This window comes from Nisaea sp. (assembly GCF_034670185.1).
In the GTDB taxonomy this organism is placed as follows: domain Bacteria; phylum Pseudomonadota; class Alphaproteobacteria; order Thalassobaculales; family Thalassobaculaceae; genus Nisaea.
Window position 1 is genome coordinate 1,998,070 of the sequence record NZ_JAXMNY010000001.1, and the last position, 21,154, is coordinate 2,019,223.

The 21,154-nt window shown below is 59.7% G+C and carries 18 protein-coding genes and 1 tRNA gene; 2 read left to right on the forward strand and 17 right to left on the reverse strand.

The window, feature by feature from the left end:
- The first annotated feature begins 152 nt into the window (after positions 1-152).
- Positions 153-914 (forward strand): hypothetical protein, encoded by a 762-nt coding sequence (locus tag VOI22_RS09460; RefSeq protein WP_323796253.1) that lies wholly within the window; start codon positions 153-155, stop codon positions 912-914.
- 395 nt (positions 915-1,309) lie between these two features.
- On the opposite strand, the gene VOI22_RS09465 is transcribed toward VOI22_RS09460, so the two are convergent.
- The 9 genes from VOI22_RS09465 to VOI22_RS09505 all read right to left on the reverse strand — a co-directional run bounded on the left by VOI22_RS09465 (position 1,310) and on the right by VOI22_RS09505 (position 12,583).
- A complete protein-coding gene (locus VOI22_RS09465) occupies positions 1,310-1,654 on the reverse strand; it encodes a hypothetical protein (protein ID WP_323796254.1) in 345 nt (114 codons plus the stop codon).
- Between the two features lie 624 nt (positions 1,655-2,278).
- Positions 2,279-3,169, reverse strand: a complete 891-nt coding sequence (locus VOI22_RS09470; RefSeq protein ID WP_323796255.1) for an NAD(P)-dependent oxidoreductase — start codon at positions 3,167-3,169, stop codon at positions 2,279-2,281.
- A 142-nt stretch (positions 3,170-3,311) separates the two neighbouring features.
- A complete protein-coding gene (locus VOI22_RS09475; RefSeq protein WP_323796256.1) occupies positions 3,312-5,411 on the reverse strand; it encodes a TRAP transporter permease in 2,100 nt (699 codons plus the stop codon).
- Positions 5,412-5,498: 87 nt separating this feature from the next.
- Positions 5,499-6,503, reverse strand: coding sequence for a TAXI family TRAP transporter solute-binding subunit (locus VOI22_RS09480; RefSeq protein ID WP_323796257.1), 1,005 nt, complete (start codon positions 6,501-6,503; stop codon positions 5,499-5,501).
- Between the two features lie 267 nt (positions 6,504-6,770).
- Positions 6,771-8,930, reverse strand: a complete 2,160-nt coding sequence (gene katG, locus VOI22_RS09485; protein ID WP_416366137.1) for a catalase/peroxidase HPI — start codon at positions 8,928-8,930, stop codon at positions 6,771-6,773.
- A 217-nt stretch (positions 8,931-9,147) separates the two neighbouring features.
- Positions 9,148-10,260, reverse strand: coding sequence for a CaiB/BaiF CoA-transferase family protein (locus VOI22_RS09490; protein ID WP_323796258.1), 1,113 nt, complete (start codon positions 10,258-10,260; stop codon positions 9,148-9,150).
- A 10-nt stretch (positions 10,261-10,270) separates the two neighbouring features.
- On the reverse strand, positions 10,271-11,425 hold the full coding sequence (locus VOI22_RS09495; protein WP_323796259.1) for an acyl-CoA dehydrogenase family protein: 1,155 nt from the start codon (positions 11,423-11,425) through the stop codon (positions 10,271-10,273).
- Between the two features lie 37 nt (positions 11,426-11,462).
- Positions 11,463-12,044, reverse strand: a complete 582-nt coding sequence (locus VOI22_RS09500) for a thiamine pyrophosphate-dependent enzyme (RefSeq protein WP_323796260.1) — start codon at positions 12,042-12,044, stop codon at positions 11,463-11,465.
- Between the two features lie 2 nt (positions 12,045-12,046).
- Positions 12,047-12,583, reverse strand: coding sequence for a phosphonopyruvate decarboxylase (locus VOI22_RS09505; RefSeq protein WP_323796261.1), 537 nt, complete (start codon positions 12,581-12,583; stop codon positions 12,047-12,049).
- Positions 12,584-12,690: 107 nt separating this feature from the next.
- On the opposite strand from VOI22_RS09505, the gene VOI22_RS09510 reads away from it, so the two are divergent.
- A complete protein-coding gene (locus tag VOI22_RS09510; protein ID WP_323796262.1) occupies positions 12,691-13,617 on the forward strand; it encodes a LysR family transcriptional regulator in 927 nt (308 codons plus the stop codon).
- 122 nt (positions 13,618-13,739) lie between these two features.
- Here the strand turns inward: VOI22_RS09510 and VOI22_RS09515 are convergent, their stop codons facing one another.
- From VOI22_RS09515 to VOI22_RS09550, 8 genes are all read right to left on the reverse strand, one after another.
- Positions 13,740-14,438: a DUF2238 domain-containing protein gene (locus VOI22_RS09515; RefSeq protein ID WP_323796263.1), complete on the reverse strand. Its 699-nt coding sequence runs from the start codon at positions 14,436-14,438 to the stop codon at positions 13,740-13,742.
- Positions 14,422-14,862, reverse strand: a complete 441-nt coding sequence (locus tag VOI22_RS09520) for a DUF2267 domain-containing protein (protein WP_323796264.1) — start codon at positions 14,860-14,862, stop codon at positions 14,422-14,424. Before VOI22_RS09520 ends, VOI22_RS09515 begins: the two co-directional genes overlap by 17 nt.
- Positions 14,863-15,375: 513 nt before the next feature.
- A complete protein-coding gene (locus VOI22_RS09525) occupies positions 15,376-16,407 on the reverse strand; it encodes an extracellular solute-binding protein (protein WP_323796265.1) in 1,032 nt (343 codons plus the stop codon).
- 32 nt (positions 16,408-16,439) lie between these two features.
- Positions 16,440-17,261, reverse strand: a complete 822-nt coding sequence (locus VOI22_RS09530; RefSeq protein WP_323796266.1) for an ABC transporter permease — start codon at positions 17,259-17,261, stop codon at positions 16,440-16,442.
- A complete protein-coding gene (locus tag VOI22_RS09535) occupies positions 17,254-18,183 on the reverse strand; it encodes an ABC transporter permease (protein ID WP_323796267.1) in 930 nt (309 codons plus the stop codon). The genes VOI22_RS09530 and VOI22_RS09535 overlap by 8 nt, the downstream gene beginning before the upstream one ends.
- The gene (locus VOI22_RS09540) at positions 18,180-19,253 is read right to left on the reverse strand and encodes an ABC transporter ATP-binding protein (RefSeq protein WP_323796268.1); all 1,074 of its coding nucleotides are present in this window, start codon (positions 19,251-19,253) and stop codon (positions 18,180-18,182) included. Before VOI22_RS09540 ends, VOI22_RS09535 begins: the two co-directional genes overlap by 4 nt.
- Positions 19,246-20,724: an amidase gene (locus tag VOI22_RS09545; protein ID WP_323796269.1), complete on the reverse strand. Its 1,479-nt coding sequence runs from the start codon at positions 20,722-20,724 to the stop codon at positions 19,246-19,248. Before VOI22_RS09545 ends, VOI22_RS09540 begins: the two co-directional genes overlap by 8 nt.
- A gap of 352 nt (positions 20,725-21,076) precedes the next feature.
- Positions 21,077-21,153: transfer RNA gene (locus VOI22_RS09550), tRNA-Met, on the reverse strand.
- Between the last annotated feature and the right edge of the window lies 1 nt (position 21,154).

Here is a 21,154-nt window from a genome sequence, read left to right on the forward strand (position 1 = left end):
CAACCATTCATGCATACAGGGAGGTCACGGGGGTTGAGTGACCAAACAATAAAAAACGAAACCCCGCCAATATACACCCATCATTTTCCGCACACTCCAAGACGTCGCATGGCGCATGCTATCGTTCTCTTGCCATAAAAAGGAGAACCGGCATGCAACCCCATATCGAAACAGCACGTTCATTCTACCGTGAAATGATGACCCTTATTGTCCGGTCTGGTTATCGCATCTCGATCGAAAGCGACATGAGTGAATGGAAGCGCATAATGCTGGGAGCGCCCGCAACGACGGCCGTTTCGAGCATGTTCGACCCTGACAAGGCCGACTACCTGCCAAGCGACGCCTTCTGGTTGCGCGTATCAAACAAGAACGCGGAGACTGTCGCGATCATCTGTGACCGGGTCATCGAGACTGGAGATTTTGTCGGCTTCGTGAAGGAAACCGGAATGTTCGCGGATCCGTGCACGAGACACCCGATCGGGATGGATTTATCCGGCAAAATCGGGCATGCGGGGGGGCTATGGGTCCATCCGAAAGCACGCAAGACCGGACTTTCTCAATCTCTGCCCCGCCTCGTTCGTGCACTTTCCGTAATTCACTGGGGCGTTGACCGACATTGCGGCATCATTCTGTCTGGCCTTCATGACAAAGGCTTCGGTGCGGGTGTGTATGGCTTCGAGCGCGAATGGCTTGGCCTATCAGGTGATTTTCGTCTCACCGGAAAGGCCGACCGGATCTATTTTATCGACATCAATGCCGAGGAAATCGCCCGGCAACAGGCCCTGGAACTCGACTGTTTTATGAACAACGGCGCAAAGGACCTGATCGATTTCTCGGCCATTTGTGGACAGCGGCATGATCAATCGGCGGTACGCGTACCATTTGCCGACGGAGCGCGTATGAACCTCGGATAGAGAAATACGGCTTCGGAAGGCTGCATCGGCATAGAGACTGGCAAGACTGGACCAGAGCTTTGGGCCAAAGAGCGGTACAGTTTCTCCGAAATATCTCGGCTGAAATCCGCCCGTTACAGTCGTACCGAAGCCGAATCTCTCGAATTCGAAAGTGGCTGGCTCGTCAGAAACATTCAGAATATGAATATAAGGCAGTACATCCGGTGCGCGGCGTGCGATTTCATTGAATGAGATCCCGGAAATGCTGGGTGCTTTGCGATTTCCAGCGCGCGAAGTCAGAGTAAAAATTTCCGCGAGTTGATTGTCAGCTCCAAGGCGAAAATCCAGCTTGTCGTACGTGACAATCGCTGCCGGATCTTCTCCTTTGATGACATCAAGGCGCATGCCGTCCAAGATCACACCACCACCACCAGACAAACTCCCGCATTCTGGAAAAGTGGCAGGATCGTTACATCGCACAGGGAGCCAGCACTGACCGTGTATCTGCGTGCGCCGTCTTCCGAGTTCCTGATCTCGTTTTCAATAATTCTCGTAATCGTCTCGGCAACCTCGGCGCTGACATAGTGCCCACTTTCGATCACCTCAATCCGACTGTCCACGAGCTGAAAGAGCACATGACAGGGACCGGAGAGCGACGGTTGAGAAGCGATTGCCGTCAGAACGGCTTCACGATCATCTGTTCGAGCAAGCTCATAATAGAGACGAAGCGCGACCATGGCCGTCTCCGGGATATCATCCACGAAATCAGTTTCCCGCCAGCTATGCAGCGGTAAAAGATCTTCGTTGGACTGCAACGCCATCCCCCTAAGCATCTTAGAATCAGATTATTAGCCAAGAACCTGCGTACCTTATGGCGACTTTTCGAAATAAGTCCAGACTGAAAGCAAGTATTTAATTCGTATTTCAGGACACAAGAAACCAATGCAGCAGGCGCCCCGCCACAGCAAGAACGGTCACACCTATGCACCAGAGCAGGACGGTCCAGCCCAGTTTGCGAACGATTTGCGGCACCAGAGATACCCCTTTAATTCCAGATTTTTCGTGAGACTCTCGATGAAAATGAGCTGACTAACCAAGGATTAAAGGCAAAAATAAGGCAGCTCTGACGAGCAAGAATTAGAGACCTCCCCTTGAATATCGCCGACCGCCTGATCGTGATCGACGGCAGCATCCATGCGGGAACAGACATCGATCCTAAATCCGGTGAGAAAGGGCGGAAAATAGCGCCAGGGCAGACCGGACCGCCGATAGGCGGCGCGCGCCCCGTCAACTCATGGCAATTCAGTCGTGACCGACGGTGGCGGTTTCCATGCGACGTTTCGGCACACTCCGAAAGCTTCGAAAGGTCAGATATCCGCGCTCCTTTAAAGGCCGTTCAGCCTGCCCATGACATCCATCAGCTTGGGCACATGGGTCTTGCCCTCGCCCTGGGCATTGGCCAGCGCGTAGATCTGCTGAACGGTCGCGCCGATCAGTGCCGTCGAGCCTGCATCCGCCGCGACCCGGTTGTAATAGGAGACATCTTTCAGAGCGTTCTCGATTGCGAACTGAAGCCCGCTCGCATCCTGCTTCAACGGCCAGTCCATGACCTTCTGGAAAAGCCCGTTATTGAGTGCGCCAGCAGAGATCACCTCGTGCAATCCTGCGATGCTGACATCGGCCTTCCGCGCCGTGGTGACGGCTTCCGCGAAGAGTGCGACCATGCTCATGGACATGAAATTGTTGATCAGTTTCAGGCTGTGCGCCGCCCCAAGCGGGCCGACATGGAAGATGTTCTTTGCAAAGCTCTCGATGGCCGGACGCGCCGTCTCAAGATCTTTCTCCGGACCGCCGACCAGCACGTTCAGGGTGCCGCTCTCCGCTTCCTTGGGAGTCATCGTCAGCGGCGTGTCCAGCATGGCAACGCCCTTCTCCCGGAGCGCCGATCCGATCCGCTTCGTCTCGCCCGGATCGGCAGTCGTGGAATCGGCGACGATCAGGCCCTCATGAGCCCCGGCCAGGATTCCGTCAGCGCCAAGGACAACGCGCCCCACAATTTCGGAATTCGGCAGACAGAGAAAGACCAGGTCCGAGGCTTCGGCGACCCCGCGCGCCGTGGAAATTTCCCGGGCCCCAAGAGAGACCAGATGCTCGATTGGCTCGCGATTCCTGTTACCCATGACCGTCAGGGGGAAGCCCTTCTCGACCAGATTTTTGGCCATGCCATGGCCCATCAGCCCGGCCCCTATGAACCCCACCCGCATTTGCACGGTCATCGCATCCTCCCCGAATGATTGACCATGAGCTTACCCGCATCGCGGCAGGGCTATCTACGGTCTACGCTTGCCCGGATATGAAGAAGGCCCCGGCGCGGTGTGCGTCGGGGCCTTCTTCTTTCGGTATCGCAGAGGAACTCGCTCAGGTTTCCGCTTCCAGAAGTGCAGCGGCCTTGTTCCGCCGCATCGCGAATATCTGCTGCAACAGAACCGGCGCCGCAAAGGCGGCCGCGTAAAGATCGCTGCTCACTCCCGGGGCCACCAACAGAATTCCCGCCAGGGCCATGGCCGCGCGGGCGATCCCCGGCATCGGGGCCAGGAAGTAAGCCGCGACGGACGTTGCCAACATGAAGACACCGACCCCGCAGGTGATCGACGTCACCAGGAAAGCCTCCCAGGTGAAGTACGAGTCGATCACGATCAGCATTGCCGGCGAATAGACGAACACCATCGGAACCAGCAACTTGGCGATACCCAGGGTGAAGGCCGAGACACCGGTCTTGAACGGGTTGGCGCCCGCGATCCCGGCCGCCGCATAGGCCGAGGCGCAGACCGGCGGGGTAATCTCGGAAATCACGCCGTAATAGAGCACGAACAGATGCGCTGCGAGTGGGGGCACACCGAGATTGCCAAGTGCCGGTTGAGCAACTGTGGCAAGCATGATGTAGAGCGCTGTGGTTGGCAGGCCCGCCCCCATCAGGATGCAGGTGATGGCGATCAGAATGAGCGAAATCAGCAGCGTTACGCCGTCCGTGGTGAACGAGGCCAGCGGGAACCAGTCGATCAAGGGCAGAACGCCCTCGGCAATTTCACGGGCACTGTTCGCGACCATGAAACCGAGCCGGAACCCGAGTCCGGTTGAATTCACCACACCGACAATAATGCCGATGGCGGCACAGACCGCACCGACGGCGAGCGCGTATTTCACGCCCAGCACCGCCGCGTCGAAAATGTCCCGGAAACCGATGCGGTGCATCGGGTTGAGCAGGCCGACGGTAAGGGCCGTGGTAATTCCCCAGAAGGCGGCCATGTTCGGCGAATACCCGCTGAACAGCACATAGATCAGAACCGCGAGCGGCAGAACAGTCGGCCAACCGCGGCGCAGGACTCTGAAGAGGTTCGGAATTTCTTCGGCCGGCATGCCCTTGAGGCCGAGCCGCTTGGCCTGGAAATGTACGATCGAGAGCACGCCGATGTAATGCATCAGCGCCGGCACGATCGCCGCGACGACGATCGTCGTGTACGGAACCTCGAGAAACTCGGCCATGACGAAGGCCGCGGCCCCCATGATCGGCGGCGTTATCTGGCCGCCGGCACTGGACGCCGCCTCGACACCGCCCGCCAGATGCCCCGGATAGCCCATCCGCTTCATGTTCGGAATGGTCAGCGAACCTGTCGAGACCGTGTTCGCGATTGAGGAGCCGGAAATGGTGCCGAAGAAAGCCGAGGACACGACGCTCACCTTGGCGAGACCGCCCGTGTAGCGCCCCGCCATCACAGCAGCGATATCGACGAAGAACTGACCGAGGCCCATGCGCTGGGCGAGCACGCCGAACAGCACGAAATGGAAGACGACGGTCGAGACGATCCAAAGGGTCACGCCGAAGATGCCTTCGGCCGGGAAATACATGTTGTTGATGTACTGGGCCCAGGAAATGCCGGGATGCATCAGGATCTGCAACGGCATGTAGGGACCGAAGATGGCATAGCAGGTAAAGATACCGATGATGATCGGAACGACCATGCCCAAAGTCCGGCGCACGGCCTCAAGCAGGACGACGATCAGCGCCGTGCCGAAGACAATGTCGATATCCGCCGGATCGCCCTGGCGCATGACCTGTTCAACAAGATGCAGCTGGATGCCGAAGAACTCGACATCGACGCCATACCAGGTCACCCCGATATAGAGCGAGCAGGCGATGCCGACGGCGATGAAAAGCCAGTCCCAGAGCGGCACCGTGCCCGGCCGCCACCAGGCAGGCGCCTGAATTGTCATCAGGCGGTCGGATTTAATGATCGGGTAGCAAATGAAAACCAGCAGGATGACCCCGGACATGTGGAAACCCATGTGCCAGTAGTCGATTGGCGTGCCAAAGCCCGCCGTGACGTAGTGATATCCCGCGAAGAAAATCGAAAAAAGGTAAATGAACCACTCCATGAGTGGCGTTTGCGTCCGTGTCTGCAGACCGGAATCATATTTACGTTCAAGCTCTTCGGCGGTTTTGACGTCGAATTCGGCCATGCTCTGCCCGGACTTTCAGTGGTTCTGATAAATGGAAAAAAGAAAAACGGAGACAGGGCAATCCGCGCCTGTCTCCGCTAACGGTCCTTATTTGATAAGGCCGACTTCCTTGTAGAACTTCTCTGCGCCCGGATGGACCGGGATCAGGACGCCCTTGAGGGCGGTTTCAAGCACGATCTGTTTGCCCTTGGCATGGCCCTTGTCGAGCAGCTTGCGGGTGTTCTTGTTCCACAGAGCCTTGGTGATCTCGTACACCAGCTCTTCAGGCTGATTAACGCCGGTGATCAGCTGGCCGCTGACGGCAACGGTCGGCACATCGTAGGTGATGTTCTGGTAGGTACCGGCCGGGATCAGGGACTCGACATAATAAGGGATGATCGAGTTGATCTCTTTGCGCTCTTCCTCTGAGAAGGTGTAGAGCTCGAAGCCTTTGGTCGAGCCAAGCTGGATCAGCGCCGCAAACGGGGTGCCGCCTGCATAGAAGAAGGCATCGATCTGACCGTCGGCCAGACGCTGGGTGCTCTGGCCCAGGTTCAGTTCAAGCTCGTCAGCCTTGATATCGTAGTGCTTGAGGATCATCCGCACGGAAACCTGGGTTCCCGAACCGGCGGCCGCGACACCGACCTTCTTTCCGGCCAGATCCTTAAGGCTGCCCAGCTTTGTGCCTTTCGGCAGCACGAGGTGCATGTCTTCCGGATAGAGATTGGCGATCATCCGGATATTGCTTTTTTTGGCCCCGACAAACTTGCCTTCGCCGTTAAAGCCCTGGGTCACGCTCTGAGCGCCGGCAAGACCGGCATCAAGCTGGCCTGCATCGATGGCGTTCACATTGGCAACGGACGCATTGGTAGAAACCGCAATGGCGACCAGGCCCGGGACGCCGCAGCTTCCGCCCTTGTCGCAGGCGCGCGAGCCTGGCGGGTTGGAAATCGCGTTCGCGATCAGGCCACCGATCGGATAGTAGGTGCCGCCGGCGCCACCGGTACCGATCCGCCAGAACTTCATGTCTTGGGCGTAGGACGGAGCGATAATGCCCGCAATCCCTACGATGGCGATAAAGGCGGCAACAAACGCCCTAATTCGAAACTTCATTATTCATTCTCCACTTCGCGCAAGACAGAGCACCCCCCTGGTGCAAAACGTCGCGAAGCGTGCCTGCTGAGATTTTGCGGCGCAATAAATTCTTAATGAGCTGGAGTGATTTCACTCCATATTCGAGAAAATTAATCCAGCACAACCCGTGACAGAAAGCAGAACATAGCTAGCGGAGACACCCTTGCCGGGCCGGATCATGAAATGAAAGAGCCCCGCAGCATGATCTGCTGCGGGGCCCGTATCAGTTCTTAGAGGAACGCAGGATCAGGCGATATCGAACCGGCCTGCATTCATGACCTTGGTCCAGGCGGCGACGAAGTCCGTCACGAACTTCTCCTTGTTGTCGTCCTGGGCATAGACCTCTGCATAGGCGCGGAGGATCGAGTTGGAGCCGAAGACGAGATCCATCCGGGTCGCCGTCCACTTCACCGCACCGGTCTTCCGATCCTGGATCTCGTAGGAGCTTTTGCCTGTCGGGACCCACTTGTTGGCCATGTCGCACAGGTTGACGAAGAAGTCGGTGGCGAGAGCGCCTTCCTTGTCGGTGAACACGCCATGCTTGGTGCCGCCGTGGTTAGCACCCAACATCCGCATGCCGCCGACGAGGCAGGTCATCTCCGGCGCGGTCAGGCCCATGAGCTGTGCGCGGTCGAGCATGATCTCTTCCGGGCTCACCACATATTCCTGCTTCTGCCAGTTGCGGAAACCGTCAGCGAGCGGCTCCATGGAGTCGAAGGAGTCAGCATCGGTCTGCTCCTGGGTCGCGTCGCCGCGGCCCGGGGTGAACGGCACCGCCACCTTGAAGCCGGCGGCCTTGATCGCCTGCTCGACACCAATATTACCGGCAAGCACGATCACGTCGGCGAGGCTAGCGCCCGCTTCCTTCGCGATCGGCTCGAGCACGGAGAGAACTTTCTCGAGACGCTTCGGCTCGTTGCCTTCCCAATCTTTCTGCGGTGCCAGGCGGATGCGGGCACCGTCGGTGCCGCCCCGCATGTCGGAACCGCGATAGGTCCGGGCACTGTCCCATGCGGTGGAGACCATCTCGCCCATGGAGAGGCCGCTGGCGGCAATCTTCGCCTTGACCGCATCCACGTCGTAGCTCTTCGATCCTTCCGGAACCGGATCCATCCAGATCAGCTCTTCAGACGGCACGTCCGGGCCGAAGTAACGGGCTTTCGGGCCCATGTCGCGATGGGTCAGCTTGAACCAGGCGCGGGCGAAGCAGTCGGAGAAGTAGTCGAAGTCATTGAAGAACTTCTCGGAAATCTTCCGATATTCCGGGTCCATCTTCATCGCCATGTCGGCGTCGGTCATCATCGGCATCTTGCGCACCGACGGATCGGACGCGTCGACCGGCATGTCCTCTTCCTTGATGTCGATCGGCTCCCACTGGTTGGCGCCGGCCGGGCTCTTCGTCAGCTTCCACTCGTAGTTCAGCAACAGGTGCAGATAACCGTTGTCCCACTTGGTCGGGTTGGCGGTCCAGGCACCCTCGATACCGCTGGTGATGGCCATGTTGGCCTTCGCGGTACCGGCAGGGTTGGTCCAGCCGAAGCCCTGCTCCTCAAGATCGGCTGCTTCCGGTTCCGCGCCGAGGGCACCGGCATCACCGGCGCCGTGCGCCTTGCCGACGGTGTGGCCGCCAACGGTGAGCGCGACGGTTTCCTCGTCGTTCATCGCCATGCGGGCGAAGGTCTCACGGACCTGGCCGGCAGTCTTCAGCGGATCAGGCTTGCCGTTGACGCCTTCCGGGTTCACGTAGATCAGGCCCATCTGCACGGCCGCCAGCGGGTTTTCCATGGTCGCCGGATTTTCGACGCTGCCGTAGCGGGTGTCGCTCGGGGCCAGCCATTCCTTCTCGGCGCCCCAGTACACGTCCTTTTCTGGATGCCAGATATCCTCTCGACCGAAACCGAAGCCGAAGGTCTTCAAGCCCATGGATTCGTAGGCAATGGTCCCGGCGAGAATATAGAGATCGCCCCAGCTGACCTTGTTGCCGTACTTCTTCTTGATCGGCCACAACAGGCGGCGCGCCTTGTCCAGGCTCGCATTGTCCGGCCAGGAGTTCAGCGGTGCGAAACGGATGTTGCCGGTACCGGCGCCGCCGCGGCCGTCGGCCAGACGGTAGGAGCCGGCAGAGTGCCACGCGAGACGGATCATAAGGCCGCCATAGTGACCCCAGTCGGCCGGCCACCAGTCCTGGCTCTCCGTCATCAGCGCGTGCATGTCTTTTTTCAGCGCCGCGATATCGAGCTTCTTCAGCTCTTCGCGATAATTGAAGTCCTTGCCGAGCGGGTTGGACTTGGTGTCGTGCTGATGGAGGATGTCCAGGTTCAGCGCCTTCGGCCACCACTCGGTCGGAGACATCTTCGCCTCGGTGTTACCACCATGCATCACCGGGCACTTGTTCATCTCATTCATCGTAGACCCTCCCATCTGGTCCAAGGCATTGCTCACAGGGGGGAGCCCGTGAGCGCGAATTATAATCATTCTAAAATGACTCAATTCCAGCCAAGCGCAAGAGGGATGATTCAGTTTTCTGGGATTATTCTAATTGACGGGCCTTCATCCCGCTTCATGGGATGCCAGCGGCGCGTGCCGGATACGGAGAATCGTGAATCGCTTTACAGAAAGCGCGTCATTTAGCCTCAGAAACCGGCCGCTCACCAATCCCCGGAACCGGGCCGTAGCTGCGCGGCGGTGCGCCAATAAAGATCGCGGCCGGGGCCGGATAGGAGACCGGCCCTTCCGGCGTATCAACGGTGATCCGGCGCAGATGCGGATGAGAGGACAGCGCGCCCGTGTCGTTCACCCTGGCAAAGGCAATGGCTGCGCCATCCAGCATCTCTTCCAATACCGCCGCGTCTCTTGCGCCGAAGGCCTGCGCGACAAGCCCATCCGTTTCCGGTCGATTTTGTACCCGGACAACATTCGTGGCGAAGCGGTCATCGGCGATCGCGCTGTCGTCGCCGAGGACGTGACGGCAGAGACTGGCCCACTCCCGATCGCTCTGGATAGAGATCAGGAGGGAGATGCCGTCCCGTGTCTGGAACACACCGTACGGCGCAATCGAGGGGTGCCGAAGCCCCATTCGTTTCGGCGTCTTGCCGCCTTCATGATTGAGCAGCGGCACGGTCATCCAGTCGGCCATCACATCGAACATCGAGATTCGGATATCCGCGCCCTCACCGCTGATCGAGCGGGCGATCACGGCTTCGAGCACGGCCGCATGGGCGGTCTGGCCGGTCGCGATATCGACGATTGAGACACCGACCCGCGCCGGCTCCTCCGCCCCGCCAGTGATGGAGCAGAGCCCGGATTCAGCCTGGATCAACAGGTCGTAGGCCTTGCGCACGGCAAGCGGCCCCTCGTCTCCGTATCCGCTGATCGAGAGCATGATCAGGCGCGGATAGGTGCGGCGCAGCTCCTCAATGGGAAAACCGAGCCGGGACAGCGCCCCCGGCTTCAGGTTCTGGACCAGTATGTCCGCCTGTGAGACCAGTTCTCGAAATTCAGCCTTGCCCTCGTCCGAGGCAAGGTTCAGCACCACGGATTCCTTGCCGCGGTTGAGCCAGACGAAATAGCTGCTCTGCCCTTGCGCCACGTCATCATAACCCCGGGCGAAATCACCCTCCGGCCGCTCGATCTTGATAACCCGTGCGCCGGCATCGGCGAGGCGGGATGTACAGAACGGCGCGGCCACGGCCTGTTCAAGCGCAAGAACAGTCAGTCCTTCAAGAGGAAGTCTCATGTGATGATCCTCAGAACGACCGGGGCATGCCAAGCACATGCTCGGCGACATAGCTCAGGATCAGGTTGGTCGAGATTGGAGCCACTTGATACAGCCGGGTTTCGCGGAACTTGCGCTCGACGTCATATTCGCAGGCAAAGCCAAAGCCGCCATGGAACTGGATACAGGCATTGGCCGCTTCCCAGGAGGCTTTTGCCGCAAGGTACTTCGCCATGTTGGCCTGGGCACCGCAGGGCTCATGCGCGTCGAACAGGCGGCAGGCCTCATAGCGCATCAGGTTGGCGGCCTCGATCTCGATATGGGCCTCGGCGATCGGAAACTGCACGCCCTGGTTCTGGCCGATGGGGCGGCCGAAAACGACCCGCTCCTTCACATATTCCGTCACCTTGTCGATGAACCAGTAGCCGTCACCGATACATTCGGCCGCGATCAGCGTGCGCTCGGCATTGAGGCCGTCGAGGATGTATTTGAAGCCCTTGCCCTCTTCGCCGATGAGGTTCTCGACCGGAATTTCCAGGTTGTCGAAGAACAGCTCGTTGGTCTCGTGGTTCACCATGTTCGGGATCGGCTGCACGGACATGCCGTTGCCGATGGCGTCCCGCAGATCGACGATGAAGATCGACATGCCCTCGGATTTCTTCTTCACATCCTCAAGCGGTGTGGTCCGGGCCAGGAGGATCATCAGGTCCGAATGCTGAATGCGGGAGATCCAGACTTTCTGGCCGTTGATCACGTAGCGGTCGCCTTTGCGCTCCGCCTTGGTCTTGATCTTGGTCGTATCGGTGCCCGTGGTCGGCTCGGTCACGCCCATGGATTGCAGGCGCAGCTCACCGCTGGCGATCTTTGGCAGGTAGAGCTGTTTCTGGGCATCGGAGCCGTGCCGCAGCAGGGTTCCCATATTGTACATCTGGCCGTGGCAGGCGCCGGAATTTCCGCCGGACCGGTTGATCTCCTCCATGATGACGGAGGCTTCGGTCAGGCCGAGGCCGGAGCCGCCGAACTCTTCGGGGATCAGCGCGGCCATCCAGCCGGCCTTTGTCAGGGCATCGACAAACTCTTCCGGATAGCCGCGCTTCTCGTCGATCCCGCGATGGTATTCCGGCGGGAAGTCGGCGCAAAGAGCCTGCACGGCTTCACGGATATCGTTGTAGTCGTTGGCAGACATTGATTCTCTCCATTAGGCGGATCGCCCACGTAACAGGTCAGATGGTCGAGAGGCCTAGGGCAGCCCGGAAGCGGTTCTTCACATGCACGCCATCCCGCGGCGGCAGGGCCCGCGGAAGGTTCTCGGCAGCAATCTTGATCGCGGCGAAGGACGTGCCGGTCTGTGCTTGCATACGGGTCCGCAGATCGCTCACGCCGTCCATATCCGTCACCACCCGGGTCCAGGGGAAATTCGCCGCCTCGGCAAACCGGGCGAGCTCGATATCCCGGCCCGTGTGGCTGGTCTGCATGCCGGTCTCGCCATAATGCCCGTTATCGAGCACGGCGATGGTCAGGTTCGGCGGCAGCTTCTGGCCGATGGAGGCAAGCGCCCCCAACCCCATCAGCATCTCGCCGTCACCGGTCAGCACCAGAACCGGCCGTTTACGCTGGGTCATGGCAAGACCGAAGCCGACGGTCGCGGCACTGCCCATGGCGGCCCAGAGGTAATAGTTGAGATCGTGGTCACCGGCGGCCATGGCATCGTAGCTGGGTGACCCGAGCCCGGTGACGACCAGAAGATCGCCCCGGTCTTCAAGTAGTTTCGCCGTCACGGCGCGGCGGTCGAGAGATCCGGTCATGGTCATTTCACCCACTTCTTTTCACCGATCAGGCTTTGTCCGAGCAGCACGGCGCAGGCTTCGTCGCCGTTGAAGGCCATGGTGGCGGCGCCATGTACCAGATGCGCAACCTCGTCCGGCTGATCCGCGCGCCATGTGCGAACCTGCATCAGCTTCAACGCTGCTTCGGTCGCCTGCCCCATCGGGTTCTGCCACGGATTGAACTCCGCCCAGTCGCCGCGCATGGTCACAAGCATCAGCAATGGAAAACGGGTCATGGTCTGCAACGCCAGGGTATTGAGGCAGTTGCCGACGCCGCTGGATTGCATCAACAAGGCGCCGCGCTCACCGCCGAGCCAGGCACCGGAGAGATAACCGATGCCCTCTTCTTCTGTAGTCAGTGCAAGGGAGGTAATGCCGTTATCCTTCTCCGCCTCGCGGATCGCAGAGGCGTGTCCCGCATCCGGTACATAGACCAGATGGCGGACATCAAAACTTTTCAGGATCGGCAGGATCTGATCCTGCCAGGACGGGGTCTCTTCGGCGGGCACTGCGGTCATTGCGACTCCAGACCTTGATGAACGGCGGAAAACACTGGAGTAGCGCTCGCAGAAGCGAAATACGAGAAGCATATTTCTCATTCAGCTATGCCATGATTTAATAGTTTATGGATTTAAGACAGCTTCGAACCTTCCTGCATGTCGCCGAGCTTGGCAGTCTCAGCCACGCGGCGGAACGATTGCGTATCGCCCAACCCGCCCTCGGCAGGCAAATCCGCCTGCTGGAAGAGGATCTCGGTGTCGCGCTGTTCACCCGGCACGGCCGCGGCATGGCCCTGACATCCGCTGGCCGCATTTTGACGGACCGCGCATCGGCGATCCTGCGTCTGGTGGAAGATACCCGTGCTGAAGTCTCCGCAGAACAGGATGCGGTAAAGGGAGCTGTCTGCCTCGGTGTGCCACCGACCATCGGGGAGGTTATCGCGGGCCGGATGGCGGAACGTTTCCTCAGGGACTATCCGGAAGTGACCCTGCGCATCGTCCCCGCCTTCAGCGGCTATCTGCTGGATATGATCCAGAGGGGCGAGGCCGACCTCGCCGTGATGTACGAAACCGGGGCCACCAGCCATATCCGGACCGAACCGCTGATCGAGGAAACGCTCTACCTAATTGGCTCCCCCTCTTCTGGCCTGGAAATCGACAGGCCCGTGCCCTTTCCGGGTCTGGCAGATCTCTCCATGATCCTGCCCGGATCACGGCACGGCCTGCGTAACCTGCTGGAAAATGCAGCCGGCCGGGAAGGCATCGCGCTACGGGTATCGGTCGAGGCGGACGCACTGCAGACCCTCAAGGAACTCGTTGCCCGAGGTCTCGGCTATACGGTCCTGCCCCTCGCCGCCGTTCATGCGGATATCACGGCCGGCACCCTTCGCGCCGCGCCGATCGCCCGCCCGGCCCTGACGCGAAAAATGGTCCTGACCCGCTCCATCGTACGCCCCGACACAAACGCCGTGCGGATCTTCGCCAGCACACTCAAGGCGGAGACGGCGGATATGGTGCAACAAGGCATTTGGCAGGGAACGCTGCTATCTTGAAGCGCGTGTACTGTTCTACCGACAGTTCGGGTGATTTCTAGATGCCCCCGGCACTACAATTGCCAAGCTCTAGAGCATGGCATGCTGAAACAGCGCGGCACCCTGCGCTGCATTAACCTAGCTCAGTTTTCCTTCACGTCGCCGGGATTGCGCCTTTCATGGGTCGGCCGTCTGTCGCGCATGGCAAAGCCGAGCGCTGTCGCCAGAAGAGCGCCCGCACCTGCCAACGCCATGTCCTTCTGTGCATCCCAGAGATCGCCCTGGGCGCCGACATAGGCGATGCCAAGTTCAGCGCCAAACAGTTCAGCGGCACACCATTCAGCGATCTCATAGGCCGCCGAGAAACCGAGGATCATCATTGCCGGCACGAAGAAATACCCGATTGCACGCAAGCCAACACCCACGCCCAGAACTTCCCGGATTGGACCGGTAAGAAGGAGACCGTAGGCGAAATGCACCACCCGATCATAATGATTGCGCGCCTCTCCAAACCAGTCCGTGACGGCTTCACCGGCCAGCATCTCGGCCCAGCGCTGGTAGGGAACCAGAGAATAGGTGTAATGCGCACCGACCGCATGGAGCGATAGAAACGCAACGATGGAGAGGAAAGAAAGCAGCGATAGCGTCCGCCAACGACCAGACATGGATAGTCCCACAACGAGAAGCAGAACGAGTAAATTCTCCAGGGCCCAGTCGGCACGGTTGACCGGAGAGATAGCGAGACCAGCCCAGAAGATGCCATAGGCAAGAACGACCCATTGGCGGAAGCGAGGTCCGGCCGTCCAACCCACAGATCTGGTTTCTTCAGTCTTGCGATGCACGCGTTGGCCATAAGCTACGGAGATCGGTCGGCAGAACCCTGACCAGCTTTCTCGCTTCGCCCGCGTCGACCTTGTCGCAGATCACCTCGAAGACAGTCTGCACGCCGCGTTCGGCATCTCCGGCCAGAATTACCGGTAATTGTGCTCGCACGCGTTCCAGAAATTCCTGCTTCCTGTCCTCACCTGTTGGAGTTCCGGCAATGTGCCAGCCTTCGAACAGCAAACCGCGCAACAGCATCGGGAGTTGTGCTCCGATATGGACAGCATTCTCGGGTCCGACCCGATCCCGCTGGGCATGCAATGTTGCGCGGAGCATCTGGTAGGCCATCTGGCGGTCGTCAGTATGAAGGCGTTCCATGATGGCCTTGAGCCACGCATCGCTTTCCTGGACTGTCGTGTCGAAGGTGGCAAGGCCACTGGTCATCGGACATTACCCATTATGGAGGCCAGATCGATATGCGCTGCGTGAGCATGACGCGATGTCATCGTACCTCTCTATGACGCGAAAGGGATCACAATAATCCTCACCATCTGTCAGGGCAGCGATCACTCCGGACTTGCAGAACCAAAGCGGCGAAACCTGATGCGGTCAAAGGTGCAACAGATTGAGGTTCCCTGGTCGATCCGACGACTTCCCCAGACAACTCGCTGCAGATCTGTCCAGTGCTGTAATCGGCGAGCCACTGCTTATTGTCGCGCCGATCACCGCCCGGCCCTGACCCGGAAAATGGTCCTGTCCCGATCCATCATGCGCCACTACACCAACACCGTCCGGATCTTTGACAGCACGCTGAAGGCGGAAACGTCGGAGGTGGTTCAATAAGGCATTTGGCAGGGGACGCTGCTGCTCTAGGCCTGCCAGCTCTCATCACCGGGCAAAAAACAAGGCCCAGAGATTTCTCCCTGGGCCTTTCCAGCGGCTGGTTGAAATGGCGGACTATTTCTGGAGTTCGGTCCAGATCGCCGTATAGAGATCGCGGGATTCTCCCGAGCAGGTCGGCAGGAACTGGCCGGCGCTCTTGAGAGCCTCAGGCGTCACGATTTCCGGAGCCGTGCGCATTTCCTCAGGCATGAACGCTTCCGACCCGTCGATGCCGTTCGCATAGCGGGCAAAGGCAGAGATCAGGGCCGCATTTTCCGGCTCCATGATGAAATTCTGGAACAACTTCGCGTTCTCGGGGTTCTTCGCGTCCTTCAGGATGGCGACAGCATCCATCCAAAGCGGATAACCCTCTTTCGGATACCCATAGGCGACCTTGGGATTGTTCAGGCGGGCGCGGAAGGTCGAGCCGTTCCAGTTCACAGTCGCCGGATATTCGCCGCTGGAAAGCTTGTCTGTAGTCCCGTAATCCATCGACAGCCACTTCGGCTTCGCGGCAACGAGGACATCCCGCACCTTTTTCAGGACGGTCTTGTCCGTCGTGCAGGGCTCACCGCCGACATAGAAGAGGGTCATGTTGATGATGTCGTTCATCTCCGGAACGACATTGACCTTCCCGACCAGCTCGGCAGGCGGATCGAGGAAGATCGCCGACGTGTTGATGTCGCCGCCATAGACCGAGGTATCCACGGCAACGCCCGTCGTGCCCCACTGCCACGGCACCGTGTAATGACGCTTCGGATCCCATGGAACGTCCTTCCAGTTCTCGGAAACGTTCTTGAAGTTCGCCATCTGGTCCGGGCGGCTCTCAAGCAGCAGGCCCTTCTCGACATAGATCGGAACATAGTTTCCGGTCGGCACCACAATGTCGAAACCGTGCCCGCCAGCCTCGATCTTGGTCAGGGCCGTCGTGTTCGAATCATAGTCAGTGACGGTGACTTTGACGTCGTGGGCTTTCTCGAACTTCTTGATCAATTCGGGGTTGGTGTAGTTGCCCCAGTTGTAGATGTTCAGTTCACCTGCGGCAAAAGCCTGTGTGGACAGTGCCAGCAGTGCAGTCGCGGACATAGCAAGCATTGACGTGCGCATAATGGATCTCCTGTTGTGCGCTTCGGGATTGTTCAGGCTGACTTGTCGTTCCTTCCGGTCAGAATGAAAAAGGCGGTAAGCAAGAGGATTGTCAGGCCGAGCAGCGCCGTCGAGATCGCGTTGACCTCCGGCGTTACCGCCCGTCTCAACTGGCCGAGCATGTAAGTCGGCAGTGTGTCCTGCCCCGCGGATTTGACGAACTCGGTGATGATTACGTCATCCAGCGAGATCACGAAGGCCAGCATGGCACCGGCGACGATCCCGGGCGCGACCAGTGGCAGGGTCACCCGGCGGAATGTTTGCCACGGTGTCGCGTAAAGGTCCGCCGCCGCAATCTCCAGCACCCGGTCCATCCCCTCCAGCCGCGCCCGGATTGGCAAATAGGCAAAGGGCACGCAGAAGGCCGCATGGGCGAGGATGAGATAGGCGAGCCCGGAATAGCCGGTTGCCACCTTGATCGAGGCAAAAAAGATCAGCAATGCCACGGCGGTAACGATCTCCGGCACCATCAGCGGTTGGTTGATCAATACGTAAATCAGGGTGCTGCCGGGGAATTTGGCGGTCCGTGTCGTACCGAGCGCCGCCATCGTCGCCAGAGTTGTCGCAATGCCCGACGCCCAGAGCGCGATCAGCAGCGAGCGCAGGGTCGCATCCTGTACCTGCTCGTTCTGCGCCGCGACGGCATACCAGTCGAGAGAGAACCCTTCCCAGAGCGCTACTGAATCGCCCGCATTGAAGGAATAGAGCACGATGACGATGATCGGCGCATAAAGCGCGGCAAAGCAGATCATTGTCACGGTGGTGAACCCCGGCAATCGTCTTACCGAGAACGCCTTTCGCACGCGCTCAGCCATGTGGCTCCTCCCGCGAGGAGGCCCGGACATAGAACAGCAGCGCTGCCATCACGATCAGCAGCAGAAGGATCGACAGCGACGAGCCGAGCGGCCAGTTCCGGCCCTGCCCGAATTGTAGTTCGATGAAGTTGCCAATCATCATGTTCTTGCCGCCGCCGAGCACGCGCGGTGTCACGTAGGCGCCGAGCGAAGGCACGAAAACCAGGATCGATCCCGCCACGATGCCGGGCTTGATGATCGGCAGGATGACTTTGCGGAACACCTGCAGGCGGTTTGCGTAGAGATCGTAACCCGCCTCGACCAGCCGGAAATCCAGCCGCTCGATCGCGGCATAGAGCGGCAGCACCATGAGCGGCAGGTAGACATAGGCCATGCCGATCAGGACGGCCGTATCTGTGTAGAGGATCTGGATCGGTTCGGCGATCAGCCCGAGGCTCATGAGGCTGTTATTCACGATGCCCTCATTCCGCAGCATCTCGAGAATGGCGAAGGTCCGGATCAGCAGATTGGTCCAGAACGGGATGGTGATCAGGAACAGCCAGAAAGTGCGCTGCCTGCCAGACCGGGTGGCGATGAAGTAGGCAGTCGGCAACCCGAGCAAGAGCGTGATGAGTGTCGTGGCGAGGGAAAGCCGGACGGAACGCCAGAAAATCGTCAGATGCGCATCGGCCAGCCCGACCGTGTCGTCGAAAATATCGCGGGAAAACAGGATCTGAAACCAGGCATTGAAGGACGGCTCCCAGACGACACCGCTGAAATCGCCGGGCTTAAGGAAGGAATAGACCAGCACGATCAAAAGCGGGCCGGAGGCCCCCACCAGCAGAAGCAGGATTGCCGGCAGCGAGAGCAGCCAGTTGCGCCGGATCCGGCGGTTTGTCGCTTCCGCTTCCAGAGAACGCGGCTGTCCAGCTTCGAGTGTCATGACCCGTCCTCGACAACGCGCAGGCCCCCGGACGCGAAACGAACACCGGCCTGCTCCCCTTTGACGAGGCTCCGGTCGGCTTCCGCCTGCACCCGGGCGACAAGCACACTGCCATCCCCAAGATCGACATGGGCGTGCATGTCCGTGCCGAAATAAACCAGCTCGGTGATCGTCCCCGCCAGAACGCCCTCACCCGCCGGATCGAGCTCAACCTGCTCCGGCCGGATCGAGACGGTGACTTTGCTGCCCGTCACCAGATCGTCCGGCACTACGGCAGGCACCTTATTGCCATTAGCCAACGTCACCATGCCGGCTTCCACCACTTCGGCCGGCAGGAAGTTGGACTCGCCGATGAAGTCAGCCACGAAACGGTTTGTCGGTGCATTGTAGATGTCGCGCGGCGCGCCGATCTGCTGAATGCGGCCCGCACTCATGACCGCGATCCGGTCAGACATCGTCAGCGCTTCTTCCTGATCGTGCGTGACGAAGATAAAGGTGATGCCCGTGTCCATCTGCATCCGCTTCAGCTCGATCTGCATCTGCTTGCGCAGCTTCAGGTCAAGTGCGGACAAAGGCTCATCGAGCAACAGCACGGATGGTTTCGGCGCCAGCGCACGGGCAAGTGCAACACGCTGCTGCTGGCCGCCGGAAAGCTGGCTGGGATAGCGATGTGCCATCTCCTCCATGCGCACCAGAGCCAGAACCTCGTCAACCGCGTGCGTGATCTCTTTCTTCGTCCTGCCCAGCATCTCCAGGCCGAAGCCGACATTCTGAGCCACGGTCAGGTGCGGGAAGAGCGCATAGCTCTGGAACACCGTGTTGACCGGCCGCTTGAAGGGCGGATCTGTCGTAATGTCCACGCCATCCAGCACGATGCTGCCAAAAGTGGGGGTCTCGAAACCGGCGATCAGCCGCAGCAGCGTGGTCTTGCCGCATCCGGACGGGCCGAGCAGCGTAAAAAATTCGTTGGTCTTGATGTCCACTGACACATCGTCGAGCGCGCGCAGTCCGCCGGATAGAGATCCGAAGACCTTCGTAATCGACTGCGCGGAAACCGCTATGTCACTCATTCACCCTGCTCCCCTCACCGGCACGCATCCCTGCGAGCGGTGGGCGTTTGTGAAACCACGGCTGCGCACGCTCCAGCTCGGCACAAATTCCCATCAGGAGTTCGTCCGCCCCGAACGGAGCGGCCAGATGTACGCCGATGGGCAACCCCGCGCGCGACCAGGCAAGTGGAACAGACGCTGCCGGCTGGCCCGTGGCATTGAAGGAGGCGGTGTAAGGCGAATATGCAAACACGCCGTCTGGGCCGAGCCGGTAGTCGAGATAACTCTCCCGGTCATGAGAAAACCGCCCGACCCTGGCAGGAGGTTCCGCCAATGTCGGGCTGACCAGCAGATCGAACCGGTCGAAAAAGACCGCCATCTGCCGCCCGTACTCATGCACAGTTTCCAGCGCATCAAGATAAGCCGCGCCGGATATCGTCGCAGCAAACTCACAGGCACTGCGCGAGACTGGCTCGAGATCGTCCGGCAGTAGGTCACGACCGAGCCGCTTCAGTTTGTGTTGCACCCCGAGCGCCGTGCCGCAGGCCACGATCTCTGTCCAGGCCTGCATCATCCCCGCCGTATCCGCTTCCGGATGGGCGATTTCGACGTGATGGCCCATATCCGAAAGCAGCGCCGCTGCCGCTTCCGCCGCTGCCGCACATTCCGGATCGACCGGTTCGCCATCAAGTGTCGTTGTACACAGCGCCACCCGAAGACCCTTGCGGCTCGTCTCCAAGGCATCCATGAAGCTTGCGTCCAGCGGCGGCGCCACATAGGGCGCCCCGAGATCCGTGCCGGAGCAAATGTCGAGCAACAGCGCACTGTCCCGCACCGACCGGGTCAGGAACCCTTCAATAGCCATCCCGCCCCAGCCCTCACCCGACGCGGGACCGTCTGGCAGGCGCGCACGCGTCGGCTTGAAACCGAACAAGCCGCAGCTTGAGGCAGGAATACGAATGGACCCGCCTCCGTCCGAGCCATGGGCGGCGGGAACGATGCCCGCCGACACAGCAGCTCCGGAGCCGCCGGACGATCCGCCCGGCGTATGATCGGTATTCCAGGGATTACGCGTCGGCCCGCCATAAACGGCGGCTTCTGTCGCACAGCCGATACCGCCTTCCGGCGACGTGGTGCGGCCGAACACCACCAGACCGGCCGCGAGCAGTCTCTGGACCAGGTTGGAATTGTAGGAATAGGTCGTGTTCTTCAGAAGCCTGGAGCCATTGTTCCCCGGAAAACCAATAGCCTCCGCCCCAAGATCCTTAAGCAGAAATGGAACACCCGAGAGCGGCCCTTTCGGCACACCCGCCTTGATTGTCTCCCGCGCCCGGTCGGCTTGGACCTGAGTGACCGCGTTCAGTTGCGGATTAAGCGCTTCAACCCGCGCGAGTGCGGTGGAAAGCGCCTCTTCGGGGCTGAAATCCCCCGCGGCAATCCCCTGGGCGAGCCCGGTTGCATCAAAGTCATCGTAATCGGGCAGAATCTGCACTCTCACCGTCTCCGCTATCATAGCAACAGGCAAGCCAGCCGAACCTGCTGTTTAAACTGTTAACTAAGACGGGCCCGCGCACAACGGCCATTCTGCTGCCTCAGGGGGCTATGAAGATACCCGGTGGAGACAATTCCGGAATATGCAAGGCTCTGCTTGGGTTCACGCTCGGCCGTGCCGCACTCAAGTGGTTTAAGAGCTTTGTTGACGCCAGCAGGTTTCGAGTGGTTGAGGTAATTATTAGGGATTTCCGTTCAATGACCCCAGCCCTGCCAACTGCTTCCACTATGCTTCCAAGAAACAAAAAACGGCCCAGCCTGGAATGGCTAAGCCGTTGATATAGTGTTTAGTTTGGTTGCGGGGGTAGGATTTGAACCTACGACCTTCAGGTTATGAGCCTGACGAGCTACCGGGCTGCTCCACCCCGCGC